This window comes from Pedobacter sp. CG_S7 (assembly GCF_040544395.1).
In the GTDB taxonomy this organism is placed as follows: Bacteria; Bacteroidota; Bacteroidia; order Sphingobacteriales; family Sphingobacteriaceae; genus Pedobacter.
Genome location: NZ_JBEONS010000017.1, coordinates 63,409 through 83,222, shown reverse-complemented (window position 1 = coordinate 83,222; position 19,814 = coordinate 63,409). Strand labels below are relative to the sequence as shown.

Below are 19,814 nucleotides of genomic sequence, written 5' to 3'. Positions count from 1 at the left end.
CCCCGCTTTTTTCTGAAAATAAAATCCAAAGAAAATAACACCTTAAACGATTTTTCAGGTCAGTAAAGTAAGTTAGAGGGAACCTGAGTGGTTACGTTGAAAAAAGTTTTGTTTGTTAATTCCATTAGGTTGTAAGGATGGCAAATTTCTTTTGTTACAAAACCATGCCTGTGATATATGGCGAGCGCAGCGTTATTTTCGTTATGGACTTCAAGTGAAATACTTTGTAATTTTAAATTGGAAAAAGCATAATTAAGTATTAGGCTAGAAGCTTTATATCCAATACCTTTACCCCACCAACGAGGTTGACCTATAAAAAAATGAAATTCAGCATCTTTCTTAGTAATTTTGATAAGTTGTACATTTCCAATGTATTCTTCAGTACCTTCCATGCAAATGGCAAACCTAATCTGATCTTTGCAACTCAAAGATTCGATTAACCATTTAGATTCAGTATCAATTGTAATTATTTCAGAGGGGTTAAATCGGGAATGTTTCCACACATCCGGATTATTGCGCCAACGATAAGATACCTTAGCATCGTCTGCCACCAAGGGTCTTAAGTAAATACTACTATTCATAATAAATTTTTTAACACATTAATAATGCGTTTCATGTCTATATGAGAATATCGGTGGTCTATTGGCAGGGAAATTAGATGTGCGGTTAGATAGTTTTCATACATCTTTTTTGTTGTCCAGTCGAATACATTTGGCCAGTAAGTAGCCACATAAATTCTTTTTTCTAATAGTTTTTTTTTTATTAATGACGATGAGTGTAAAAAGGGGTATACCATTGGTCCATTTATTGAAGATGCATCAAAAGTATAGTCGTTATATTTTAAAAGAAAATCATGGAGATACATGAAATTTGAATTTCTTCGATATTTACATTCTTTATAATCAGTCCCAGATAATAATTTTTGTGTTAAGGAAGACATTTTTCTAATAGGATTGTTCGAAAGCATAATATTGTTTTCTAAATAATCTTGATAACCATTTTCAATACCAAGATCAATACTTTTAACGAGGTGAGAAATGCGATCAATTGATATGTCTTTTTCTAACTTTAGTTTAACTTTACTTGTGGTATGTAAATAAGCACCGTCTGGAACGCCAAAAAACTTTCTACAAGAATAAAAAGTGTCAACATTTTCCTGTGGTTCTGAAAAAAATGCCTGCGAATTATCTATTATTAAGTTTTGAAATTGCTTACTCAATTCAAGAATAGAATCTTGTTTAAGACCAAAGTAGTTGGTATATAAAATGCATTCAGCCGGACCAACTTTAAAATCTAAGATAGGATCCATTTTATCATCTATTGTATAAAATTGGTATTGAATGCCAAGTTTTTTTAATGGCTCTAATATGACTTCGCACGTAAAATAGGGAATATAGACCGAAGTGTAGCCTTTTACTTTAAGGATATATTCAAGTGCATTTCTTCCAGTATTTAACTTTAATAAGGTTGGATAATATTCATGCCCATTTAATAATTGCAATTCTAAATAGCCACCTATAGACTTCATTTTTTTTGAAAAATTTATTTGCATCTTAATGAACTTAACTGAATAATTTAAAGCTGATATTTTTTAACCTTGGTTAGGTTGATACATTCTCTTTTGTATAGGTTGGTAATATTCGTTAAGATTTTCTGGAAGCCTAGAATTATATCCTAAAATTTGCCTTAAATCTTCAGAAAGTTCGTTGCCGAAATCATAACCTAATAGCCGCGGATAATCCATCTGCTGTTTGAAAAATGGTCGTGTAAAAGCCATTGTCAATACTCTTCTTTGCTCATTGGTATTATTTTTACCCGCTGCATGCCATAAGTTGGAATCAAATAAAACTACACTTCCTTTTTTAACAAGAGCCCGTTCTGCGGATTCATAAAAGTATTGTTGTTCTGGCTTTAGATCAGATTTGTGAGAGCCTGAAAGAAAATAAGTCGCACCATTTTCCATAGTGAAGTCATCCAAAACAACCATCATTTGGATCATTAGCTTAAAGTTACCGGTAAAGCTTCTGATGTCCCTATGAATATTTTGCACATAAGGCATTTCATCTTTCAAATTGATCACCGCACCTAATGAATTTAAAATGTAATTTCCTTTTAAAAAATGTTTAATTTCATTTTCACAGTATTTTCTGGATAGGAACTCCAGTGAAAAACAATTTCTACTTATGAGGTGATGAAGTGTGCCATTCATGGCTGCACCTATTCCATTTGCAATTTGAATTTCTCTTCTTACTACATAAGCCTCTTGTAAGGACTTCTTTATTACTTCAATAAATGGATGATCTATAGCATTTTCATAAATGATCCATCCATAATCATTCATCGTTTGATCAAAAGTTGCAAGATTTTTTTCTAAATATGAATATCTATTATCCATGTCAATCAATTTAAAGGTTCTAAATTAAATTTGTTTGATAATTATTTATGAAGTGAGGTTTTTTATTTGACTTTCTATAAAGGGGAAAATACTGTGATTCAGAATCAATTTCATTGCCGCGAAGAACTATAAGTTCATTATAAACAATGTTGTCATCGATATAACACCAAACTCTATCTTCAATTTGCAAATCAGAAAAATGACTCTTGAATTTAAATAAAGAGTCCTCCCTTCCGCCAACGCCTCCACCAAGATGAAATATTTTTTTTCCAAGCCTTCTTCCAATCATACTTATTTCATCTGTCAATAATTTACTAGGTGATTCTTTTAAATATTGAAGAGAAGTTGCCGAAAGATGATTTCTAATAATATTTTTTGATAATAAAATAAGGGCTCCACACATTAATTCTAATCCGTCATAAATAAGAATAAGCTTGTTTTCTAATTTTGGATCAAGGAGATTTGTGAAATATTGTTCATCAAAATAGTAATTAGAAGCCGCATTTAGCCTGTCCATGTTTTCGCGATACATTTCAGTGAATTTTTTAATTTCATTTTGTGTATTAGCCTCTATTATTTGGTATTCTTTTTCCCGCAATTTCTTGATTTGACGATTAAGCCTTTTATCATATTTACTTTTTTGATTTTGAATTGGAATCGTTAAGTCCATAAATATGGTCATTCCATTGTCTCTTAACCCACCAAAATTTTCTAATAATAAGTGATGATTCAAAAATGGATTGAGTCTGGAGAATATACATATACAGCGTTCTTCCTTCATGAAATTAACGAACGCAGTTTTAAAGTTTTGATTTGCCACAATAGAGCATTTTGCGAGATCGGTATTTGATATAGGGCCACAATAACCATAAACAGAGGTGATATCAAAAAAAGAAGAATCTTTTATCTCTCTTTTAATTAAAGGCAACGCTATAAAGTTTTCCCCTTCTTCAAAAACAAAAAGGATAGGTTCTCCTTCCTCATTCAAGGAGTGATAATACCATGTGTGATAAATTTCATGCTCAAATGAGCGTTCAATATAGGCGTTCCATTCGTTTTCAACACGAATAATAAAATTTCGATAATACATAGTGTTATTTTTTAGATTTTAAAGTTGTTATGAAAGATTATTTTTTTTAGAAAAGAGCCTTTATAATTTATTCGGTACCTACTAAAATTTGTAACATTTGTTTGTTAACCTTATTAACATCAAACTTTTCCTCCGCATATTTCCTTCCATTAATACCAAATTTAATGATATCACCAGGATGTAGGATATAATATTCCATTTTTGAAATGAGCTCCAGAGTGTTTTTTATTGGAACTAAAAATCCATTTCTCATTGTTAAATGAGGATTGATTGTTTCTTTACATCCTACAGAGTTACTTGTAATAACGGCACGCCCCATGGCCATACCCTCTAAAATACATCTTGGAACACCTTCGCCATAGTAAGAAGGCAAGACTATGATTGAAGATTGACTAATAAATGGCCTTACATCAGAAACTAAGCCAATATATTCTATTACACCATCAGATTTGACTTTTGTAAAAAGTTCAGTATTTATGGCATCAATATTGTCATCGTATGGACCTATTAATTTGAATGTCACTCCTGGAAATTTACTTTTTATTACTTTCGCAGATTCATAATATTCTTTAATACCTTTTGCATTTATTAATCGTGCAATCATTAAAAAACTTATTGCCTTAACGTCGGGTTCAGAATAATTATAATAGGTTAGATCAACCCCAGAACCATTTACAATAAATGTTTTATTTTTTCTTGTTATAGTATTAGCTTTTATGAGTGTATTGTAATCATCATTGTTTTGAAAGATTATCCGCATTCTATCATTTGCTTTTAAGCTTAACTTCAAGAGTCTTCTTGTAATATTTTGTATAATTGTTCTTTTGGAGTCAATTTCTAAAAAATTATATCCTAAACCAGTTAACATAGGAGTGATACATTTTACTTTTCGAAAATTAGCTACTATAGATCCATAAATTACTGGCTTAAAGGCATAAGGGAAAAATATATCTGGTTTAGTTTTCTTAATTAAATTGTAGAGTTGAACAATGTATTTAAGATCTGCTAAAACAGATACATTACTTGTGTTTAATTTACTTTCATAAATTTTCACATTCATATTAATTAGTTTGTCCCTTATCTCTTTCTGATCAATTCTAGGCGTAAAAACACTTACTTCATGTTTTACCAATAACTCTTGAATTAATTTTCCTCTGAAATCTAAAAGTGACCGGGGAGAATCACAAGCAATTAAGATTTTTTTTTGTTCTTTTTCCATTCGAAGTTTAAGTTTAATATTTGGTAATACTATTGAAAAAGATAAACGCCATTTATATATAAAGGTCATTCTAACTTATTGTTAGACTGACCTTTATATTGAATATTAAGCGTGAACCCTAAACTTATGTTTTTAGATTAATTATTATAGATTCAAAGTTGCTCCTGCTCCAGCCATAATTGTTGCAGGCACACTTTCTGCTGAAATCATTACTGATTTATACTCATAAGCAGGTACCCAATTTGATTCTGCTGTTGAAATTGTATTTTTACCACTGTTTTTATAAAAATTGGTACTTGCACCGCTTATAAATCCAGGTGCTGCATTATATTCAGTTGTAATCGGAGTTTGACTATTTTCAAAATAGTTATTATCTGTACGAACAGTTGCACCCATTGTAGCTCCCACACCATAACCACTGCTATTATTAATGTAGTTGTTAAAGACGTGCATATAACCAAATCTAGTACTAGGTTGTCTCTCTGAAACATTATAGAAATAATTTTTATATACAGTTACACGTAAATGGCCAATGTCAGCTGTGCTTCCATCACCAAAACCGATTAACATTGGTATGTGATTGTCATGTAGTTTATTCCAAGATAATGTTACATAATCAGCTCTTTTTCCAACATCTAGTAATCCATCATAATATTCCCAGCCACGATTTCTATCTGAAGATAATTCACAATGATCTACCCAAACATGATGAGCGCCTTCTTTAATGATAATGTTGGAATAGGTTACAACATTTCTTATGGTCATGTTACGGATAATAACATTATTAGTTCCGTAGATCATTAATCCAACACCTTCCAGGCTAGATCCTTTTAAACCTAGGATAGTTTTATTAGAACTAACATTAAGAAAACCTGTTCCAGTAATTTTGCCTGAAACCATAATGATTAATGGGGAGCTTGATGCAACTGCAGATTTCAATGCTGAAACTGAAGTAACTGTAACCGTTTGGCCGCCTTCTCCACCTGTAGTTTTACCATCAATCATAGCATATCCAATAATAGAATTAGATGATATGGTTGTACTTGGCGTTGTCGTAGTATTTCCAGGAATTGTACTTGTACTTCCAACTAAGTAAGTATACTTTTTGCCATTAGTTTTGGGGTTAGAGTTGTCGGATGCTGAAAAATAAATAGATGTTGATAACCAATGGCTAAACTTTCCTTTTCCAATTTTTCTAATATCAGCGTGTGTAGAGTGTGCAGCTCCTAATTCAATTCCATTTTCAAAAATTTTAACTATTGAATTAGTTGGGTTTTCAGGAGTGTCACCCGGGATTCCAAGATCAATATTAATTTTGTAAGCAAAACCCCCATCACTTTTAACATTAGCTACATTTAATGTTTTTGCCACACTAGTAGTTTGTACGCTTTGTTTTTTTGATACTCCAGTATCTGCTGATAAACTAGTTTCATCTTGCAGCATTACCTCATTTGAATCCTTTTTACATTTGCTAAAAGTTAATACAATTAGCATTAAGAAAATGCTCATAGGCAATCGATTTGTTAATTTGTTCATTCTTTCCATTTGATTTTTTAAAAGTATACAATGGAAACGTGCCTTAATAAGACATATGTATACCAAAAAAATTATGGAAATTAATTACTTTTTACTAAGGAAATAGTGATTTTTGCTACTGATTAAAGTAGCTAATTTTTTATTTTTAAATTATAGATTATAATTTTTTATATAAAATTTAAATAAATTCTTATGAATAAGCTAAACTCAAATTAAATTAATTTAAATTATTATTATGAAATTAAATTTACAATTATTATGATAAAAGTATTTTTAAATATTTAAGTTTTTTTTTAAAAAAAGAATAAAACAGGTATGTTTTTCTAAATTTTAAAGAGGATTTATCTAAATAATTTGTAATTATTTTGTCATAATACATATAAAAATTGGTAAGTAATTAAATAGTTACCTAATTTTTTATTAAAATCCTATTTTTTTAACTAATAATAAGTGATTTTTTATGTAGTTTAATACACAATTGCTTCTTTTAATGCTGTTGAAGCATTGTGGTTTCCGTAGAATTCTTTATACCATTTTACGAATTTTTTTACTCCCTCCGGGACAGAAACTTTGGGATTATAATTTAGCTGGTTTTTGATACTTTCAATGTCTGCCCAGGTTTCTATTACATCTCCACTTTGAAGTGGTAAAAAATTCTTTTGAGCAAAAATCCCTGTATTTTCTTCTATCTGTGTAATAAAATCAATCAGATTCACTGACTGCCCTCTTCCAATATTAAATACCCTGTATGGTACCTTTGAAGTTGAAGACTCAGGTTTTAATCCATTCCAATTTGGGTCACTTTTTGCAGGATTATCAATTACTTTAATTATTCCATCTATAATATCATCTATATAAGTGAAATCTCGTTTCATATTCCCCTGGTTATATACATCTATAGCTTTATTCTCCAGTATGCCTTTTGTGAAAATAAATAGCGCCATATCAGGTCTACCCCAAGGGCCATAAACCGTGAAAAACCTTAGGCCAGTCGTTGGTATATTAAAAAGGTGACTATAAGCATGCGCCATTAGCTCGTTGCTCTTCTTTGAAGCTGCATAAATTGAAACCGGGTGATTGGCACTATGACTCACCGAAAACGGCATCTCTTCATTTAGACCATATACACTTGAAGAACTTGCATAAACTAAATGTTTTATTTTATTCATACGACAACATTCTAAAATATTTAAGAACCCAATTATATTTGAATCTAAATATGCTTTAGGATTTGTTAGGCTATACCTAACTCCTGCTTGTGCCGCTAGGTTACAAACAGCATCAAAATCATTAATTTTGAATATTTGTTTTAACTCTTCATGGTCAGTTATATCAACTTTAATAAATTGATAATTTGGGTATTTCAAACTCCTCAAAGTTTTACCATATTCAATATCCTTTAGAAGGATACCTGTTTCTTTAAGTCTGCCATATTTCAAGTTCACATCGTAATAATCATTTATGTTATCTATTCCTGTAACCTCATCGCCTCTATTGATAAGGAAATTGACTAAATGAAAACCAATAAACCCAGCTGAGCCAGTAACTAATACTTTCATGTTAATATTTATTTAAGTTAAAATTGTGTATGGTTTATAAGTTTTTATACCAAACTTCAAGGCTAAATACGCAAAATAGTATTTTTGCTCTTCTTTCATCTGAAATTTTAATCTTTCTGGAAATTAAATTTTCGATGAATTCTTTCTTTATAAGTTTTGAATATAATGTATCGGTAACTAGCAGATATTCATACATAATATCTTTAAGTTCATTATCAACCCATTTATTTAATGGAATTTCGAAACCTCTTTTAGGCTGGTTGATCAAATCTGGAGGAAGATACTTTTTGCTCAAGTCTCTTAAGACAAATTTAGTCTGTATATTTTTAATTTTATAGCTATCCTTTAGCCCTGGAGCAAATTCTAAAACCTCTTTTGCTAAAAATGGACTTCTTCCTTCAAGAGAATGCGCCATAGTAGCTATATCCATTTTAGGTAACAAACGTCCAAATAACATAGATTCAAAATCCATGAGTAATATCTTTTTTAATGATGATATTGGATATTCATTTATTCTCGTTAAATCAGCAGTAATTGCTTTCATTTGAGGCTTTTCCAAAAATTGATCTTCAAAGCCAACAAATAAATCTGAAGATGCCGAACAATATATTTTTATTAAATCTGAGTAACTTGCAAATTTTAATAACCTATATAAATAGGTATAACTACTTTGTTTTTTATTAGCAACAGGTAAAATTGAAGATAATATTTTTGAGCTGATTTTAGTAATTGGATCTGGATTGAAAAAATCCATATACTTAAAAGGGACATATCTCCGGTAGCCTCCAAATAATTCATCTGCACCATCTCCATTTAAAACTACAGTTATATGCTTTTTTGCTGCTTTTGAGACATAATAACTTGGAATAGCAGAATTATCAGAATTTGGTTCACCATGGTTAATTAATATTTTTTCTATATCATTTTCAAGTTCTAAAAAATCTATTTCCACAACAGTATGATTAGTACCATATTTTTGAGCTACTTTTTCTGCTAAAACTGACTCATCAAAACTGCCATTAATTTTTACAGTAAAGGTTTTAAGTTTGCTTGTATGTTGAGCAGCCATAGCAGTGATGATTCCACTGTCAATACCACCACTTAAAAAAGATCCAACATCTAAGTCCGAACTATCAATTCTGCTGTTTACGGCCTTTTGTAAAATATTATCCAGGCGGCTAATTGTTTCTTCATAACAAAGCTTATTCTCAACTTTATAACTTGTTTCCATTTTAAACCAAGTTATATCCTCACAGAGCCCTGTTAAAGTATCTATTTTTAAATAATGACCATTTTCAAGTTCTGAAACAAGTTTATAAGGAGTTGATTTTCGATAATGGTGACCAAGATAAAGGTAATCAGATAAGGAAGCATAGTCAATCTCAGGATGCGTTATTTTATATAAAATATTTAGTTCAGAAGAGAAAACAATTGTTTCGCCTTTACTGTATACATACAGTGGTTTTTTACCTGATCTGTCTCTTGCCAAAAATAATCGACGATTTTTCAAGTCGTATAATGCAAATGCAAACATACCATCTAACTCTTCTAACATATTGATTCCAAGAAGTTCGAATAACATAAGGAGTGTTAAAGTGTCAGAATTGGAATTTTCTTTAAACCCAAATTTTAACCTTAGTTCCATATGGTTATATATCTCACCATTAAATATGATGATCAAACCATTGTGTTCCATAGGTTGCTGACCTGAAACACTTAAATCTTGAATGGCAAGGCGTGTGTGGTAAAGTGTTAAATTATCTACTTTTTTCTGATTTTGCTCATCGGGTCCACGATGCCACAATCCATCAAAAATCTGTCTATCCAGGGGTATTTTATAATTAATTGAACCAAAAATTCCACACATATAATCTATTGTTTTTACTAATTTGCTATTTGATTGATCAAGCTCATCCAATTCCCCATAACTCTTTCTTCTTTAAAATTAGACTCTATATACTTCCGTCCATTAAGTCCATAATTTGACCTTTCTTCAGGCGTCATATCCATGATTTTAATCATATTGTTAGCTAAAGCATATTCGTTTTGTTTTTGACATAATAGTCCGCATTGTGCTTCGGTAATTAACTCATTGTTTCCATCAATGGAAGACACAACAATAGGTTTTGCATGTGCCATTGCTTCAAGTATTGCATTAGGCATGCCTTCAGAAAATGAAGACAAAACAAAGGCATCTGCCTGATCTAAATAAGAGCTAATATCTTGTTTGAATCCCAAAATATTTACATGATTATGGATTTTTAAATCTTGAATTAATTTATATGGCCATGTTTCTCTATTCAGTTCACCTATTATATTAATTTTAAAATCCCTGTCTTTGATCAATGCTATGGCTTTAAATAAGGTATTGTAATCTTTATTCCATCTAAAGTGAGCTACACAAATCCAAATAAACTGATCATTTTGTTTATCAAATTCCCTTTTTTGTTTCAAAATCGGAAGTGTAATTCCGTTATTAATTATGATACCAAAATTTTTAACTAACTTTTTATTCTCAAAGTTTTTTTTGGAAGCAAAAGAATTATATACTATTGCATCGTCTATTCCAGACGTTATCTTAAAAGGTATATACCATTTTTTTTGAATTACGGAAATTCTAATAGTTGATATCAACTTAAACTTAAAAATCAGTTTAAACAAGCGTGCGAAAATTATTGCAATGAACATAAATGCAATTACAACATCAGGTCTAAATGTTCTGATAGCTCTATAAATAACAATTAAATTAAATATGCTGTGGCCTGGCCAGCTCTTTAAAAATAGAACATTCAAGCCTAATCTTTTAAGATCGCCATTGAACCCATCTATGGGCTTAAGTGAGATAATCAATACTTTGTTAAAATTAGCCTGAAGATGTAAAGCTAATTTGACTAATTGTGTTTCTGCACCACCTTTACTCATAGAGGGTGTTATTAAAATCACCCGCTGAAACATTTTCATACGTAATATCTGGTTAATTTGATTATAAATTTTTAGATCCTATTCGCTAAAAAATAGATTAAAAATATTCACCTAAAATTTTGATTTGTATAAAAGTTCAAAAGCACTATCACTTCCTTCAAATAGATTTAATGCTTTGTTGTATGCTTTTAAATGGTTTTTTGCTGACAATTCAATATGATATTTACTTTTGAAAGTGCATTTTATATTTTCTTTTATAACGCTTTTATTCTTAAAATAAACGGCTTTTTTTATTGCATCATAGTAGGAATTAAGGTCAGTATCTTTACTTAAAAAACCTGTAACCCCATCTGTTATCATTTCTTTGATACCCCCAACTGGAGTACAAATTGGAATACAACCTAATGACATAGCCTCAATTAATGAGATTGGCATCCCTTCGAAAATACTTGAAAGACAGAATGCATCCGCGATGCTTAAATAGTCTGCTATATTATTTAAACCACCTAAAAATTCAATATTTAAATCCTTTTCAACCAAGTTCATCAACCTTGAGTTTATTTGCTCGTCATGAATATCTCCAATAATTAATAATTTACATTTCTTTTCTTCAATTGAATTAAATTTCTGAACGCTTTTTATTAAAAGCTCTTGATTTTTTTCAATAGATATTCTTCCTATATGAACTAAAAGGAATGAATTTTCACTTCTTTTATATTTATTAAATAGGTCTTCACATTCTTCTGAAAGAATTAAGTTTGGTCTTGCATTTTCGATGATAATATCATTATTTAACTTATAATAATCTCTGTATGTTTTACTACCATTCACAGATATTGCAATTGGAATAACCGAATTGTTTTTATAATAAATTTTTCGAAAACTTTTAATCAAGTAATTAGGGCATTCAACATTAGCAATATTATGAATGGTATGAAAAAAAGTAGTTCTAGATTTATATGACCTATATAAAGATAAATATTCAAAACTATTAAGATGGCTATGTACGATATGAGGACTCTTTTCTTTTAACCAGTTGGTCAATTTAATTAACACACTTAAATTAAAACCATTTTTTTTATTGAATGATATATAATTAACATTAGTACTGATATCTTTAATAAAAGTATTTTTAGAACTGTTCTCACATAAAGAGAGAATATAAACTTCATACTTTTCTTTCTTGGATATTTCATTGCAGAGATCAATTACAAATCTTTCCGCTCCACCCCTACTAAGCATTCCAATAACGTGAACAATCTTAATTTTATGCATAACGTAATTTTTTTGATGATTGAATTTCAATATCAACTTCTTTTGATTTTTGAAGATGAAGGATGCAGAAAAAAAGAAAAACAGTAGGTCCATTTGCTTCAATTAACCAGGCATTATGAAATAATGCATTCATTGATATTCCTAAGAAAGAAAAACAAAGACAAACCAATAATGCATTTTCTTTTAATCTGATTTCTTTGATTATTCTTAGAAAAATACCGCAAATTTTATGGTAAATAGAGATCAGCAATCCTAAACCTAAGAATGGGCCAAGATAGGTGAAGAACATTAGATATGCGTTGTGTGAAGTCATACCTTCTGCAAAAATATAGTTTCTATAGATAACATCACTCCAGTTTTTACCATAAAATATAAGACCATAGGGGTGATTCAAATAAATATTTAAATTTTCAGCAGTAAGACTGCCTCTATTATGAGCAGGGTTGTTTTGTTCATTTTTCACGATGATATTACTCATTCCATGTAGATTGTCATTGAGAGTGAAATAGTAAATAAGTCCACATAATAATAACGATATAGAAATAAGAAAGATAGATTTAAAACGGTAATACAATATTAAAAATATTGATGAAGAAATAACAAAAGTTACAAAAGCAGAACGCTGCATGCCTAAAAGCAAGAAAATCAGGCAAATTAATAAAGCAACGATTTTTATAAGAAAGGATTTATTAAAAATACAAGTATATATAAAAAGGAAAGGAGTTAGGGCGGCTATTTGATAACCGAAATTAAATTGATAAATAGCTAATCCTGATGGGCTTTGAATTACTTTCTCATCCATAAAAAGCCCTCTTAAATCACTCATTTCATAAAAAACATCAAATACAAGTATTATGGATGAAAGGGTGAGCAATGAATAAAATATTAAAATAGAAGTATTCAATCTGTTTATACTTTTTCCTATGAAATAATTAAAGAAAAAGGCGCACATCATTATCGAAAGAATATTCCTGGCGAAAGTTTTAAATTCGGAAAGACCTACCACGTAATAGAGAAATATAGCGATAGTAAGTAAAATAATTTCTTTAGCATATAAAAATGGTGTTTCTTCTTTATTTTTAAAAATAAAAATTAGTGGAAAACAAAATATTAATGGTGCTGGAATCCTAAAAGTGTTAGTCAAAAAAATCCCAAACGACAATGCATATAAGTACAAAATCATAAATATAATAACAATGAGTTTCATAGTGTTAATTTAAATAAAGTTTCTAGTAATTTAACTTTGATTTATGCCTATGTAAAATTAGCAAAAATCTTTAATTTATATTTTAATTTAAAAGAATATTTATCTGATGAATATTCTTTTTATCGTAAAAAAAATAATTTTTAAATCTATCCATAAATTATGATGATCAAGATATTTAAGGTTTTGACTAACTTTATTTGGAATTATTATTTTAATATAATAGTCTTCCGGATCATCAGAAGTTTCCAGCAATTGGTTTTCATTAATAAAATAAATAGACGCCCAGTCTGTTATTCCAGGTTTAATACTTAATATCCTTCGCTGAACTGAATCATACAATTTAACATACTTCAACACTTCTGGCCTCGGTCCAACGAAGCTCATTTCACCTCTCAAAATATTGAGCAATTGTGGGAGTTCATCAATTTTATATCTTCTTAACCAATAACCTACTCTTGTAATTCGGCTGTCATGATTCCCCACAGTAAGAAGGCTATTAATGTCTGAGCCTAAATACATTGTTCTAAATTTAAATAGTTCGAAATTATTTAAGTTTAACCCAACACGTATTTGTTTGTAAATAATAGGTCCTTTTGAATCCAATTTTAATAAAATAAAAACTATCAAGAAGATTGGTAGAAGAAAAATTAAACCTATTAAGGAGAACACCACATCAAATATCCTTTTCTCATTCATAAAACTTGAATTAATAGAGCACTTTAGCCACTTCTTCAACTGCGGTAATAGTTTGAACCGCTTCAATAACGGCTCCAATAATATATTCTACTTGTAAATCCGAAAGTTGAGGATATATTGGTAGGGAGATTTCACATGCATATTGTTTATAACTATTTGGATAATCCTCCATATTGTAGCCTATACTTTTAAAATATGTCATCATAGGCATTGGAATAAAATGAACATTAACAATAATTCCTTTGTTAACTAAATCTTCTATGATTTTGTCCCGTTGGGCTTCAGTTATATCTTTTATTCTTAATGGAAATAGGTGGTATGATGACTCCCTGTTATGATCTTTTGATATAGGTTCAAAAAACCATTTGAACATCCTAAATGAATTGCAATATTTCTGAAAAACCTTTTTGCGAAGAGGAAGTAACGTATTATTATATTGTCTGATTTGGGCTAGCCCAATCGCAGCACATATATCTGGCATATTCATCTTAAATCCTTTAAAAAGAATGTCGTATTTCCAGTTTGCTCCAGTAGATTTAGCAAAAGCATCCTTATTTTGGCCATTTAATGAAAAAAGCTTCAAGAAACTATACTCTTCCTGGTTATTAAAACCTGGAGGAAGATTCAAACAAATACCTCCGCCCTCAGCAGTAGTAATATTTTTTACTGCATGAAAAGAAAAGATAGTTATATCACATTTTAAACAAGCGGGTAATCCATTATAAAAAGCACCAATAGAGTGAGCAGCATCAGAAATTAATAGGATTCTACCTAATGATGATTGTCTGTCGGTTGTTGGAACAAATATGTTTTGGTATTCCGGGTCTTTAACTAAAGCCTGGAGCTCATCGTAATGACAAGGCAGCCCAGCTATATCTACAGCTATTATGGCTTTTGTTTTTGAAGTGATTTTGCTTTTAACTTTTTCTGGATCAAGAGTCAAATCATCTAAAATATCAACCATTATAGGCGTTGCACCGCAATGGATAACACAAAGAGCAGTTGCACAATACGAATAGGCTGGAACGATTACCTCATCACCTTTACCAATTCCAAACCATTTAAGCATCATAATGGCTCCTGAAGTCCATGAATTTACACAGACTGCTGCTTGTGAGCCCGTTAGCTTTATTATTTCAGTTTCCAAAGCCTTAACTTTTGGACCAGAAGTTATCCAGTTTGTTTGAAGTGAATCAAGAACTTCATTGATGACTGCCTGATCAATGAATGGTGGAGAAAATGGAATATTCATAAGCTATAAATTTTTAAGTTCTTTCACTAGTTATGGATTTGTTTAAATGCGCTGGATAAATTTTATGATGATTAATTCTCACAAAGAATTAACTCTTCCCACTTTCTAGAAATTGCATCCAAGGAATTAGTTTGACAAATCTGTTTAGCATTAAGTGATAATTTTTCTTTGAAAATAGGATTAATCAATATTTTAAAAATTGCTTTAGAAAGTAAATGAATATTATTATTTTCGACTAACAATCCATTTACGCCATTTTTAATTATTTCGGAGGGACCAAATTCACAATTCATAGCAACGCATGCACAACCATTGCTCATAGCTTCTATTAACGCATTTGGATAACCTTCGTTCCTTGATGGCAATACAAATAATTCCGCTTGTTTGTAGTAATCTAAAAGTTCATTTTTTGCACCAACAAGATATACTCGATTTTGCAGGTTAAGCTTAGTAATTAATTCATTAAGATTTTGTTTTTCAATTCCGTCCCCCACAATGAGTAGATCAATATCATAAAATTTTAGGCTGCCAAAAGCCAAAATCAATTGGTCAAAGCCCTTTTCATAGCCGAGCCTCCCAACTCCAAGAATAAACTTTTTAGGATGCACTTTAATATTCGAAGAAATTTTAAAAATATTAATTGGATTCCTTATTACTTTGTAATTTTTCAAATTTTGAAAAACTTTAGTTTGTTTCATACAATCCTCAATCCCCTTAGAAGGAATTACAATAGCTTTGGACTCTCGATATATTACATAGGATATCCACTTTAAGAGAAAACCAAATTCGTTAATCGTGTGATCAGGTGTTGTTCTCTCTGATACGATATATTGAATATTTAATAATTTACAACTTATACCTGTCCATAAATTAGCACTTGTCATAAATGAAATTGCACAATATGGTTTTTCTTTTAATAATAGTTTTAAAAGCCGAAAAAAAGTTAATAAACCATATTTGACCCTGTTAAATATGGTTTCTTTTCCCGTCCTGTGCAAAAGATTAACTACTGTAACTGTTTTTGAAACTTGATAGGCTTGTTCGGCCTCATTCATACAGACAATAATGACTTTATAAGTTTTTTGGTCTAAGCTATTTCCTAATACTGAAACAACCCGTTCTGCCCCTCCTCTTTGTAGGGAATTTATTACAAATACTACTGTTGCTTTAGACATAATTAATAAGCTATAATAATTTAATTATTGTATTTACCGCACTATTGAGCCTTAGGTTTTTCACTTCAAACAGAAAATAATCTCGAATATAGATCTTAAGAAGGCTACGTTTTAAAGTATTAGAATAATTGAAATTCCTAATAACTAAATTAAAATCACTTATCATACGACTTTTACGCAATTTGGTATCTATCATACTCCACACACCACCAGAATGTAAGCGATAACAGCCCATTACTTCAGGAAGTACGTACATCTTTTTATTAGTTGAGGCAACAGCGTAAATTTTAAAAATTTTATCAGCCCCATATACTTTCAGATACCATACCTTAGAATTAATTTCCCTGATCTCTTTAAGATTTCTGACAACTAAAGAACAAAGTCTCGTTTCCTCCTTTTTCCCTAATAACACATCAGCATAATCATACTCGAGTTTAACAGGGTCAAGATTTAAATATACAACTTGATCTTTTTCATCAATGACTTTTGTATAGTGACAACAAATTACATATTCGTGATTTTGTTCTAAAAAATCGACCTGTTTTTGTAATTTCAAGGGGTGAGTCCAAAAGTCATCTCCATCACACATAGCAATATATTTTCCACTTGCGAGTTTCATAATGTTGTTGTGATTTCTTATAGAGCCAATATTTTTTTCGTAGGTGATTAGTTTGATTTTCCCTGGATATTTATTGCAATAATCTTCAATAATTGATTTCGTAGTATCTGTTGAGCAATCCTCTCCAATCAAAATCTCTACATTGAAATTAGTTTTTTGCATTAAAAATCCGTCTAACGTCTGGCTTATATATTGTTCATGGTTGTATGTAATACAACAAATGCTCACTATTATTGGAGCTGAAGGAGTGATCATGGAAATTATGTTTTTTGATTTAATAAATTTATTTACCGGGTAAATCTTGTACGAACTCCAATTTATTATTACCATCATTTAATTCAACTTCATTTTCTGAAGGTAAATCATAATTTTGAGCCCTTAAAATCACTCTAGTAATGAGGTCTAAATCACTGCTCGTTAAAGTATGATACAGTGGTAGACATAAAATTCTATTCGCTACAGATTCACAAATGGGCATATGGGAAGGTGAAACAAAGGGTAAAGTAGAAAGTGAAGGGTAAAAATACCTTCTACAATAAATCTTTTCATTTTCAAGCGCCTTCAAACACTTGTGCATAAGTTTTTCATCATCAAACAAAACCGGGAAATATGCATAATTATAATCTAAGCTCTCATTTAGCTTTGGATATTTTGCTTGTAGATTACTTAACTTTCTCCAATAATAAAAAGACAACAACCTTCTTTTATCTAAAATTTCATCTATCTGCTTTAAATTACACAACCCCATTGCGGCATGAAATTCACAATTTTTACCATTTATCCCCACTTCAGAAAAACTATCTGGACCATCGTGTCCAAAATTCCTCATTGATGCCATTTTCTTTAGCAATTCAGGATTTTTTGTAAATACAGCGCCACCTTCGATTGTATGGAAAAGTTTAGTTGCATGGAAGCTAGTTGTACTAATATCTCCATATTCAAAAATCGATCTATTTTTATACATAGTGCCAAAACAATGTGCAGCATCATAGATTACTTTCAGGCTGTGTCTGTCTGCAATTTCTTGAATGGCCTCTATATTGCATGGATTTCCATAAACGTGCGTGGCTAAAATTGCTGTAGTTTTTGGTGTTATAGCCTGTTCAATTTTTTGTGGATCAATATTAAATGTTTCAGCATCAATATCTACAAAAACAGGAGTACATCCTTCCCATATGATACTATTTGTAGTAGCCACGAAGGAGAAAGGAGTCGTTAATATTTCTCCTGATAATCCAAGTGCTTTTATAGCAAATTGAAGTGCTATTGTCCCATTTGAAACATAAAGCAGATGATTTATATTTAAATATTTTTTAAGCTTCAACTCTAATTCGTTAACCAGCGGGCCATTATTAGTTAGCCACTTCCGCTCCCAAATGCTGTTAACGTATTCTTCGAATTCTCCTATTTTAGGAAGAAAAGGTTTTGTTACTGGTATCATCTTTTTAAGATTAATTGTTTAAAATCAAGTATTGGCGTTAATTTAAGGAGTGTACTACTACCTAAATATAATATGAAAAAGAATAGACCGTTAATTACTATTCTGGTAATATTAAATAAGGAAAATGTCTTTAAGAACATGGTGTCCACCATATAACACAAAATCCCTATAATTAAGGAAGTAACAAAAGTTGGGGTAATATCTGCAATCTGTTCAGAAATAGGATAGCCGATCAATTTTCCACTATATATTGAATTGATATAATAGCTAAGGAAATTAAAAAATAACTGGAAATAAAGTAAACCGTAAATCCCAAAAGGTATAATACATAAAATTCCAATTATACAAATTGATTTTTTAATAGTTTCTAGTTTTAGAAGCAAATCAGGTCTTCCTTTAACTTTTAGAATATTTAAGTTATACGAATGAAGAGGATACATAATTCCTGATAAACACAAGATTTGAAAATATGGTACTGCTGCAATCCATTTTTCAGTAAATAGAAAAGTAAATAAAGGTTCCCCAATCATTGCGAGAAAAATCAATATTGGTGCGTTCCAAAAAAGCACTTGTTGCATTAGCATTTTATACACAGACTTTAATCTATCATTATCATCTACTATTGAGGCGAACACAGGATAAGTAACTTTATTAATTACTGCAGATATGTTACTGATTGGTAGCTGACTTAAAGATTCAGCTCTTGAGTAAAACCCTAACTGTACGACGGAATAATATTTCCCTATAATTAATGTGTAGATGTTTTTATATAAAAGATCCATTAACCCAATTAGCGTCATTTTATAGCCGAAATTAAAATGCTTTTTAAAACTAACTTTGTTAAAAATTAAACTTGGTCTCCAACCAGAATAAATCCAGTGTAGTATTGTAGATAAAAAAGATTGGAATAAATTCATCCAAACTAAACTCCAGACTCCAAATCCATTTAAAGCCAAAAACACACCTAATATTCCACCTATTAATACTGATGGGATTTGAATGGTCATTTGAATTTTAAAATTCATCTCTTTCGTTAACCTTGCATTTTGTACACTATAAAATGCATTAATTATAAAGCCAATTGCGTAAATTCTTAAAATAAGTGTTAATACTTCATGGTTATAAAAAGAAGCTATTATTGGTGCTACAAAATATACGATCCAATATATAAGTATGCTTCCACCTAGGTTGAAAAAAAACACTGTAGAATAATCTTTTTGTGTAAGGTCAGAAGATCTAATTAAAGAAGATGCCAAGCCGCTATCTAATAAGGTATTTCCCATAGAAATAAATACGGTCAACATTGCTATCAATCCAAATTCTTCAGGCAATAAAATTCTAGCTAAAATAACTGTCACTCCAAAACCAATTAGCTGAATGCTGAACTGTTGTATAAATGTCCATAGTAAACCAGACATGGTTTTTTTG

General features: G+C 30.3%; 17 protein-coding genes. All 17 read right to left on the bottom strand.

Features of this window, described 5'->3' with window-relative positions; translation table 11 throughout:
- Positions 1–59 precede the first annotated feature (59 nt).
- Entirely contained in the window at positions 60–581 is a 522-nt protein-coding gene (locus tag AAKU52_RS10805; protein ID WP_354333253.1) for a GNAT family N-acetyltransferase, read from the bottom strand.
- Positions 578–1,528 (bottom strand): hypothetical protein, encoded by a 951-nt coding sequence (locus AAKU52_RS10800; RefSeq protein WP_354333251.1) that lies wholly within the window; start codon positions 1,526–1,528, stop codon positions 578–580. The genes AAKU52_RS10805 and AAKU52_RS10800 overlap by 4 nt, the downstream gene beginning before the upstream one ends.
- Positions 1,529–1,591: 63 nt before the next feature.
- The gene (locus AAKU52_RS10795; RefSeq protein ID WP_354333248.1) at positions 1,592–2,395 is read right to left on the bottom strand and encodes a phytanoyl-CoA dioxygenase family protein; all 804 of its coding nucleotides are present in this window, start codon (positions 2,393–2,395) and stop codon (positions 1,592–1,594) included.
- A gap of 19 nt (positions 2,396–2,414) precedes the next feature.
- Positions 2,415–3,485 carry a GNAT family N-acetyltransferase gene (locus AAKU52_RS10790; RefSeq protein ID WP_354333246.1) on the bottom strand — a complete coding sequence of 357 codons (1,071 nt, stop codon included), beginning with the start codon at positions 3,483–3,485 and terminating at the stop codon, positions 2,415–2,417.
- Positions 3,486–3,552: 67 nt separating this feature from the next.
- Positions 3,553–4,704, bottom strand: a complete 1,152-nt coding sequence (locus AAKU52_RS10785) for a glycosyltransferase family 4 protein (RefSeq protein WP_354333244.1) — start codon at positions 4,702–4,704, stop codon at positions 3,553–3,555.
- A gap of 144 nt (positions 4,705–4,848) precedes the next feature.
- Positions 4,849–6,249, bottom strand: a complete 1,401-nt coding sequence (locus tag AAKU52_RS10780) for a pectate lyase family protein (protein ID WP_354333242.1) — start codon at positions 6,247–6,249, stop codon at positions 4,849–4,851.
- Positions 6,250–6,707: 458 nt separating this feature from the next.
- Positions 6,708–7,799 carry an NAD-dependent epimerase gene (locus AAKU52_RS10775; RefSeq protein WP_354333240.1) on the bottom strand — a complete coding sequence of 364 codons (1,092 nt, stop codon included), beginning with the start codon at positions 7,797–7,799 and terminating at the stop codon, positions 6,708–6,710.
- Positions 7,800–7,833: 34 nt separating this feature from the next.
- Positions 7,834–9,717, bottom strand: a complete 1,884-nt coding sequence (gene asnB, locus AAKU52_RS10770; protein WP_354333238.1) for an asparagine synthase (glutamine-hydrolyzing) — start codon at positions 9,715–9,717, stop codon at positions 7,834–7,836.
- Positions 9,684–10,721, bottom strand: coding sequence for a glycosyltransferase (locus AAKU52_RS10765; protein WP_354333236.1), 1,038 nt, complete (start codon positions 10,719–10,721; stop codon positions 9,684–9,686). Before AAKU52_RS10765 ends, asnB begins: the two co-directional genes overlap by 34 nt.
- Positions 10,722–10,832: 111 nt before the next feature.
- Entirely contained in the window at positions 10,833–11,996 is a 1,164-nt protein-coding gene (locus AAKU52_RS10760; RefSeq protein ID WP_354333234.1) for a glycosyltransferase, read from the bottom strand.
- Complete coding sequence (locus tag AAKU52_RS10755; RefSeq protein ID WP_354333232.1) at positions 11,989–13,203, bottom strand: O-antigen polymerase; 1,215 nt, start codon at positions 13,201–13,203, stop codon at positions 11,989–11,991. The genes AAKU52_RS10760 and AAKU52_RS10755 overlap by 8 nt, the downstream gene beginning before the upstream one ends.
- A 99-nt stretch (positions 13,204–13,302) precedes the next feature.
- Positions 13,303–13,899, bottom strand: a complete 597-nt coding sequence (locus AAKU52_RS10750; protein WP_354333229.1) for a sugar transferase — start codon at positions 13,897–13,899, stop codon at positions 13,303–13,305.
- 10 nt (positions 13,900–13,909) lie between these two features.
- The gene (locus tag AAKU52_RS10745; protein WP_354333227.1) at positions 13,910–15,151 is read right to left on the bottom strand and encodes a DegT/DnrJ/EryC1/StrS family aminotransferase; all 1,242 of its coding nucleotides are present in this window, start codon (positions 15,149–15,151) and stop codon (positions 13,910–13,912) included.
- Between the two features lie 71 nt (positions 15,152–15,222).
- Complete coding sequence (locus AAKU52_RS10740) at positions 15,223–16,326, bottom strand: glycosyltransferase (protein ID WP_354333225.1); 1,104 nt, start codon at positions 16,324–16,326, stop codon at positions 15,223–15,225.
- A 10-nt stretch (positions 16,327–16,336) separates the two neighbouring features.
- Positions 16,337–17,200 carry a glycosyltransferase gene (locus AAKU52_RS10735; protein WP_354333222.1) on the bottom strand — a complete coding sequence of 288 codons (864 nt, stop codon included), beginning with the start codon at positions 17,198–17,200 and terminating at the stop codon, positions 16,337–16,339.
- A gap of 28 nt (positions 17,201–17,228) precedes the next feature.
- The gene (locus AAKU52_RS10730; protein WP_354333220.1) at positions 17,229–18,386 is read right to left on the bottom strand and encodes a DegT/DnrJ/EryC1/StrS family aminotransferase; all 1,158 of its coding nucleotides are present in this window, start codon (positions 18,384–18,386) and stop codon (positions 17,229–17,231) included.
- Positions 18,383–19,804: a lipopolysaccharide biosynthesis protein gene (locus tag AAKU52_RS10725; RefSeq protein ID WP_354333217.1), complete on the bottom strand. Its 1,422-nt coding sequence runs from the start codon at positions 19,802–19,804 to the stop codon at positions 18,383–18,385. The genes AAKU52_RS10730 and AAKU52_RS10725 overlap by 4 nt, the downstream gene beginning before the upstream one ends.
- Between the last annotated feature and the right edge of the window lie 10 nt (positions 19,805–19,814).

Excerpts from the sequence above, each read along its gene's own strand:
- AAKU52_RS10760 (WP_354333234.1), bottom strand. The coding sequence starts at position 11,996 with ATGCATAAAATTAAGATTGTTCACGTTATTGGAATGCTTAGTAGGGGT.
- AAKU52_RS10780 (WP_354333242.1), bottom strand. The coding sequence starts at position 6,249 with ATGGAAAGAATGAACAAATTAACAAATCGATTGCCTATGAGCATTTTC.
- AAKU52_RS10745 (WP_354333227.1), bottom strand. The coding sequence starts at position 15,151 with ATGAATATTCCATTTTCTCCACCATTCATTGATCAGGCAGTCATCAAT.
- AAKU52_RS10790 (WP_354333246.1), bottom strand. The coding sequence starts at position 3,485 with ATGTATTATCGAAATTTTATTATTCGTGTTGAAAACGAATGGAACGCC.
- AAKU52_RS10750 (WP_354333229.1), bottom strand. The coding sequence starts at position 13,899 with ATGAATGAGAAAAGGATATTTGATGTGGTGTTCTCCTTAATAGGTTTA.
- AAKU52_RS10755 (WP_354333232.1), bottom strand. The coding sequence starts at position 13,203 with ATGAAACTCATTGTTATTATATTTATGATTTTGTACTTATATGCATTG.
- AAKU52_RS10775 (WP_354333240.1), bottom strand. The coding sequence starts at position 7,799 with ATGAAAGTATTAGTTACTGGCTCAGCTGGGTTTATTGGTTTTCATTTA.
- AAKU52_RS10740 (WP_354333225.1), bottom strand. The coding sequence starts at position 16,326 with ATGTCTAAAGCAACAGTAGTATTTGTAATAAATTCCCTACAAAGAGGA.
- AAKU52_RS10795 (WP_354333248.1), bottom strand. The coding sequence starts at position 2,395 with ATGGATAATAGATATTCATATTTAGAAAAAAATCTTGCAACTTTTGAT.
- AAKU52_RS10725 (WP_354333217.1), bottom strand. The coding sequence starts at position 19,804 with ATGTCTGGTTTACTATGGACATTTATACAACAGTTCAGCATTCAGCTA.
- AAKU52_RS10730 (WP_354333220.1), bottom strand. The coding sequence starts at position 18,386 with ATGATACCAGTAACAAAACCTTTTCTTCCTAAAATAGGAGAATTCGAA.
- AAKU52_RS10735 (WP_354333222.1), bottom strand. The coding sequence starts at position 17,200 with ATGATCACTCCTTCAGCTCCAATAATAGTGAGCATTTGTTGTATTACA.
- AAKU52_RS10805 (WP_354333253.1), bottom strand. The coding sequence starts at position 581 with ATGAATAGTAGTATTTACTTAAGACCCTTGGTGGCAGACGATGCTAAG.
- AAKU52_RS10765 (WP_354333236.1), bottom strand. The coding sequence starts at position 10,721 with ATGAGTAAAGGTGGTGCAGAAACACAATTAGTCAAATTAGCTTTACAT.
- AAKU52_RS10785 (WP_354333244.1), bottom strand. The coding sequence starts at position 4,704 with ATGGAAAAAGAACAAAAAAAAATCTTAATTGCTTGTGATTCTCCCCGG.
- AAKU52_RS10800 (WP_354333251.1), bottom strand. The coding sequence starts at position 1,528 with ATGAAGTCTATAGGTGGCTATTTAGAATTGCAATTATTAAATGGGCAT.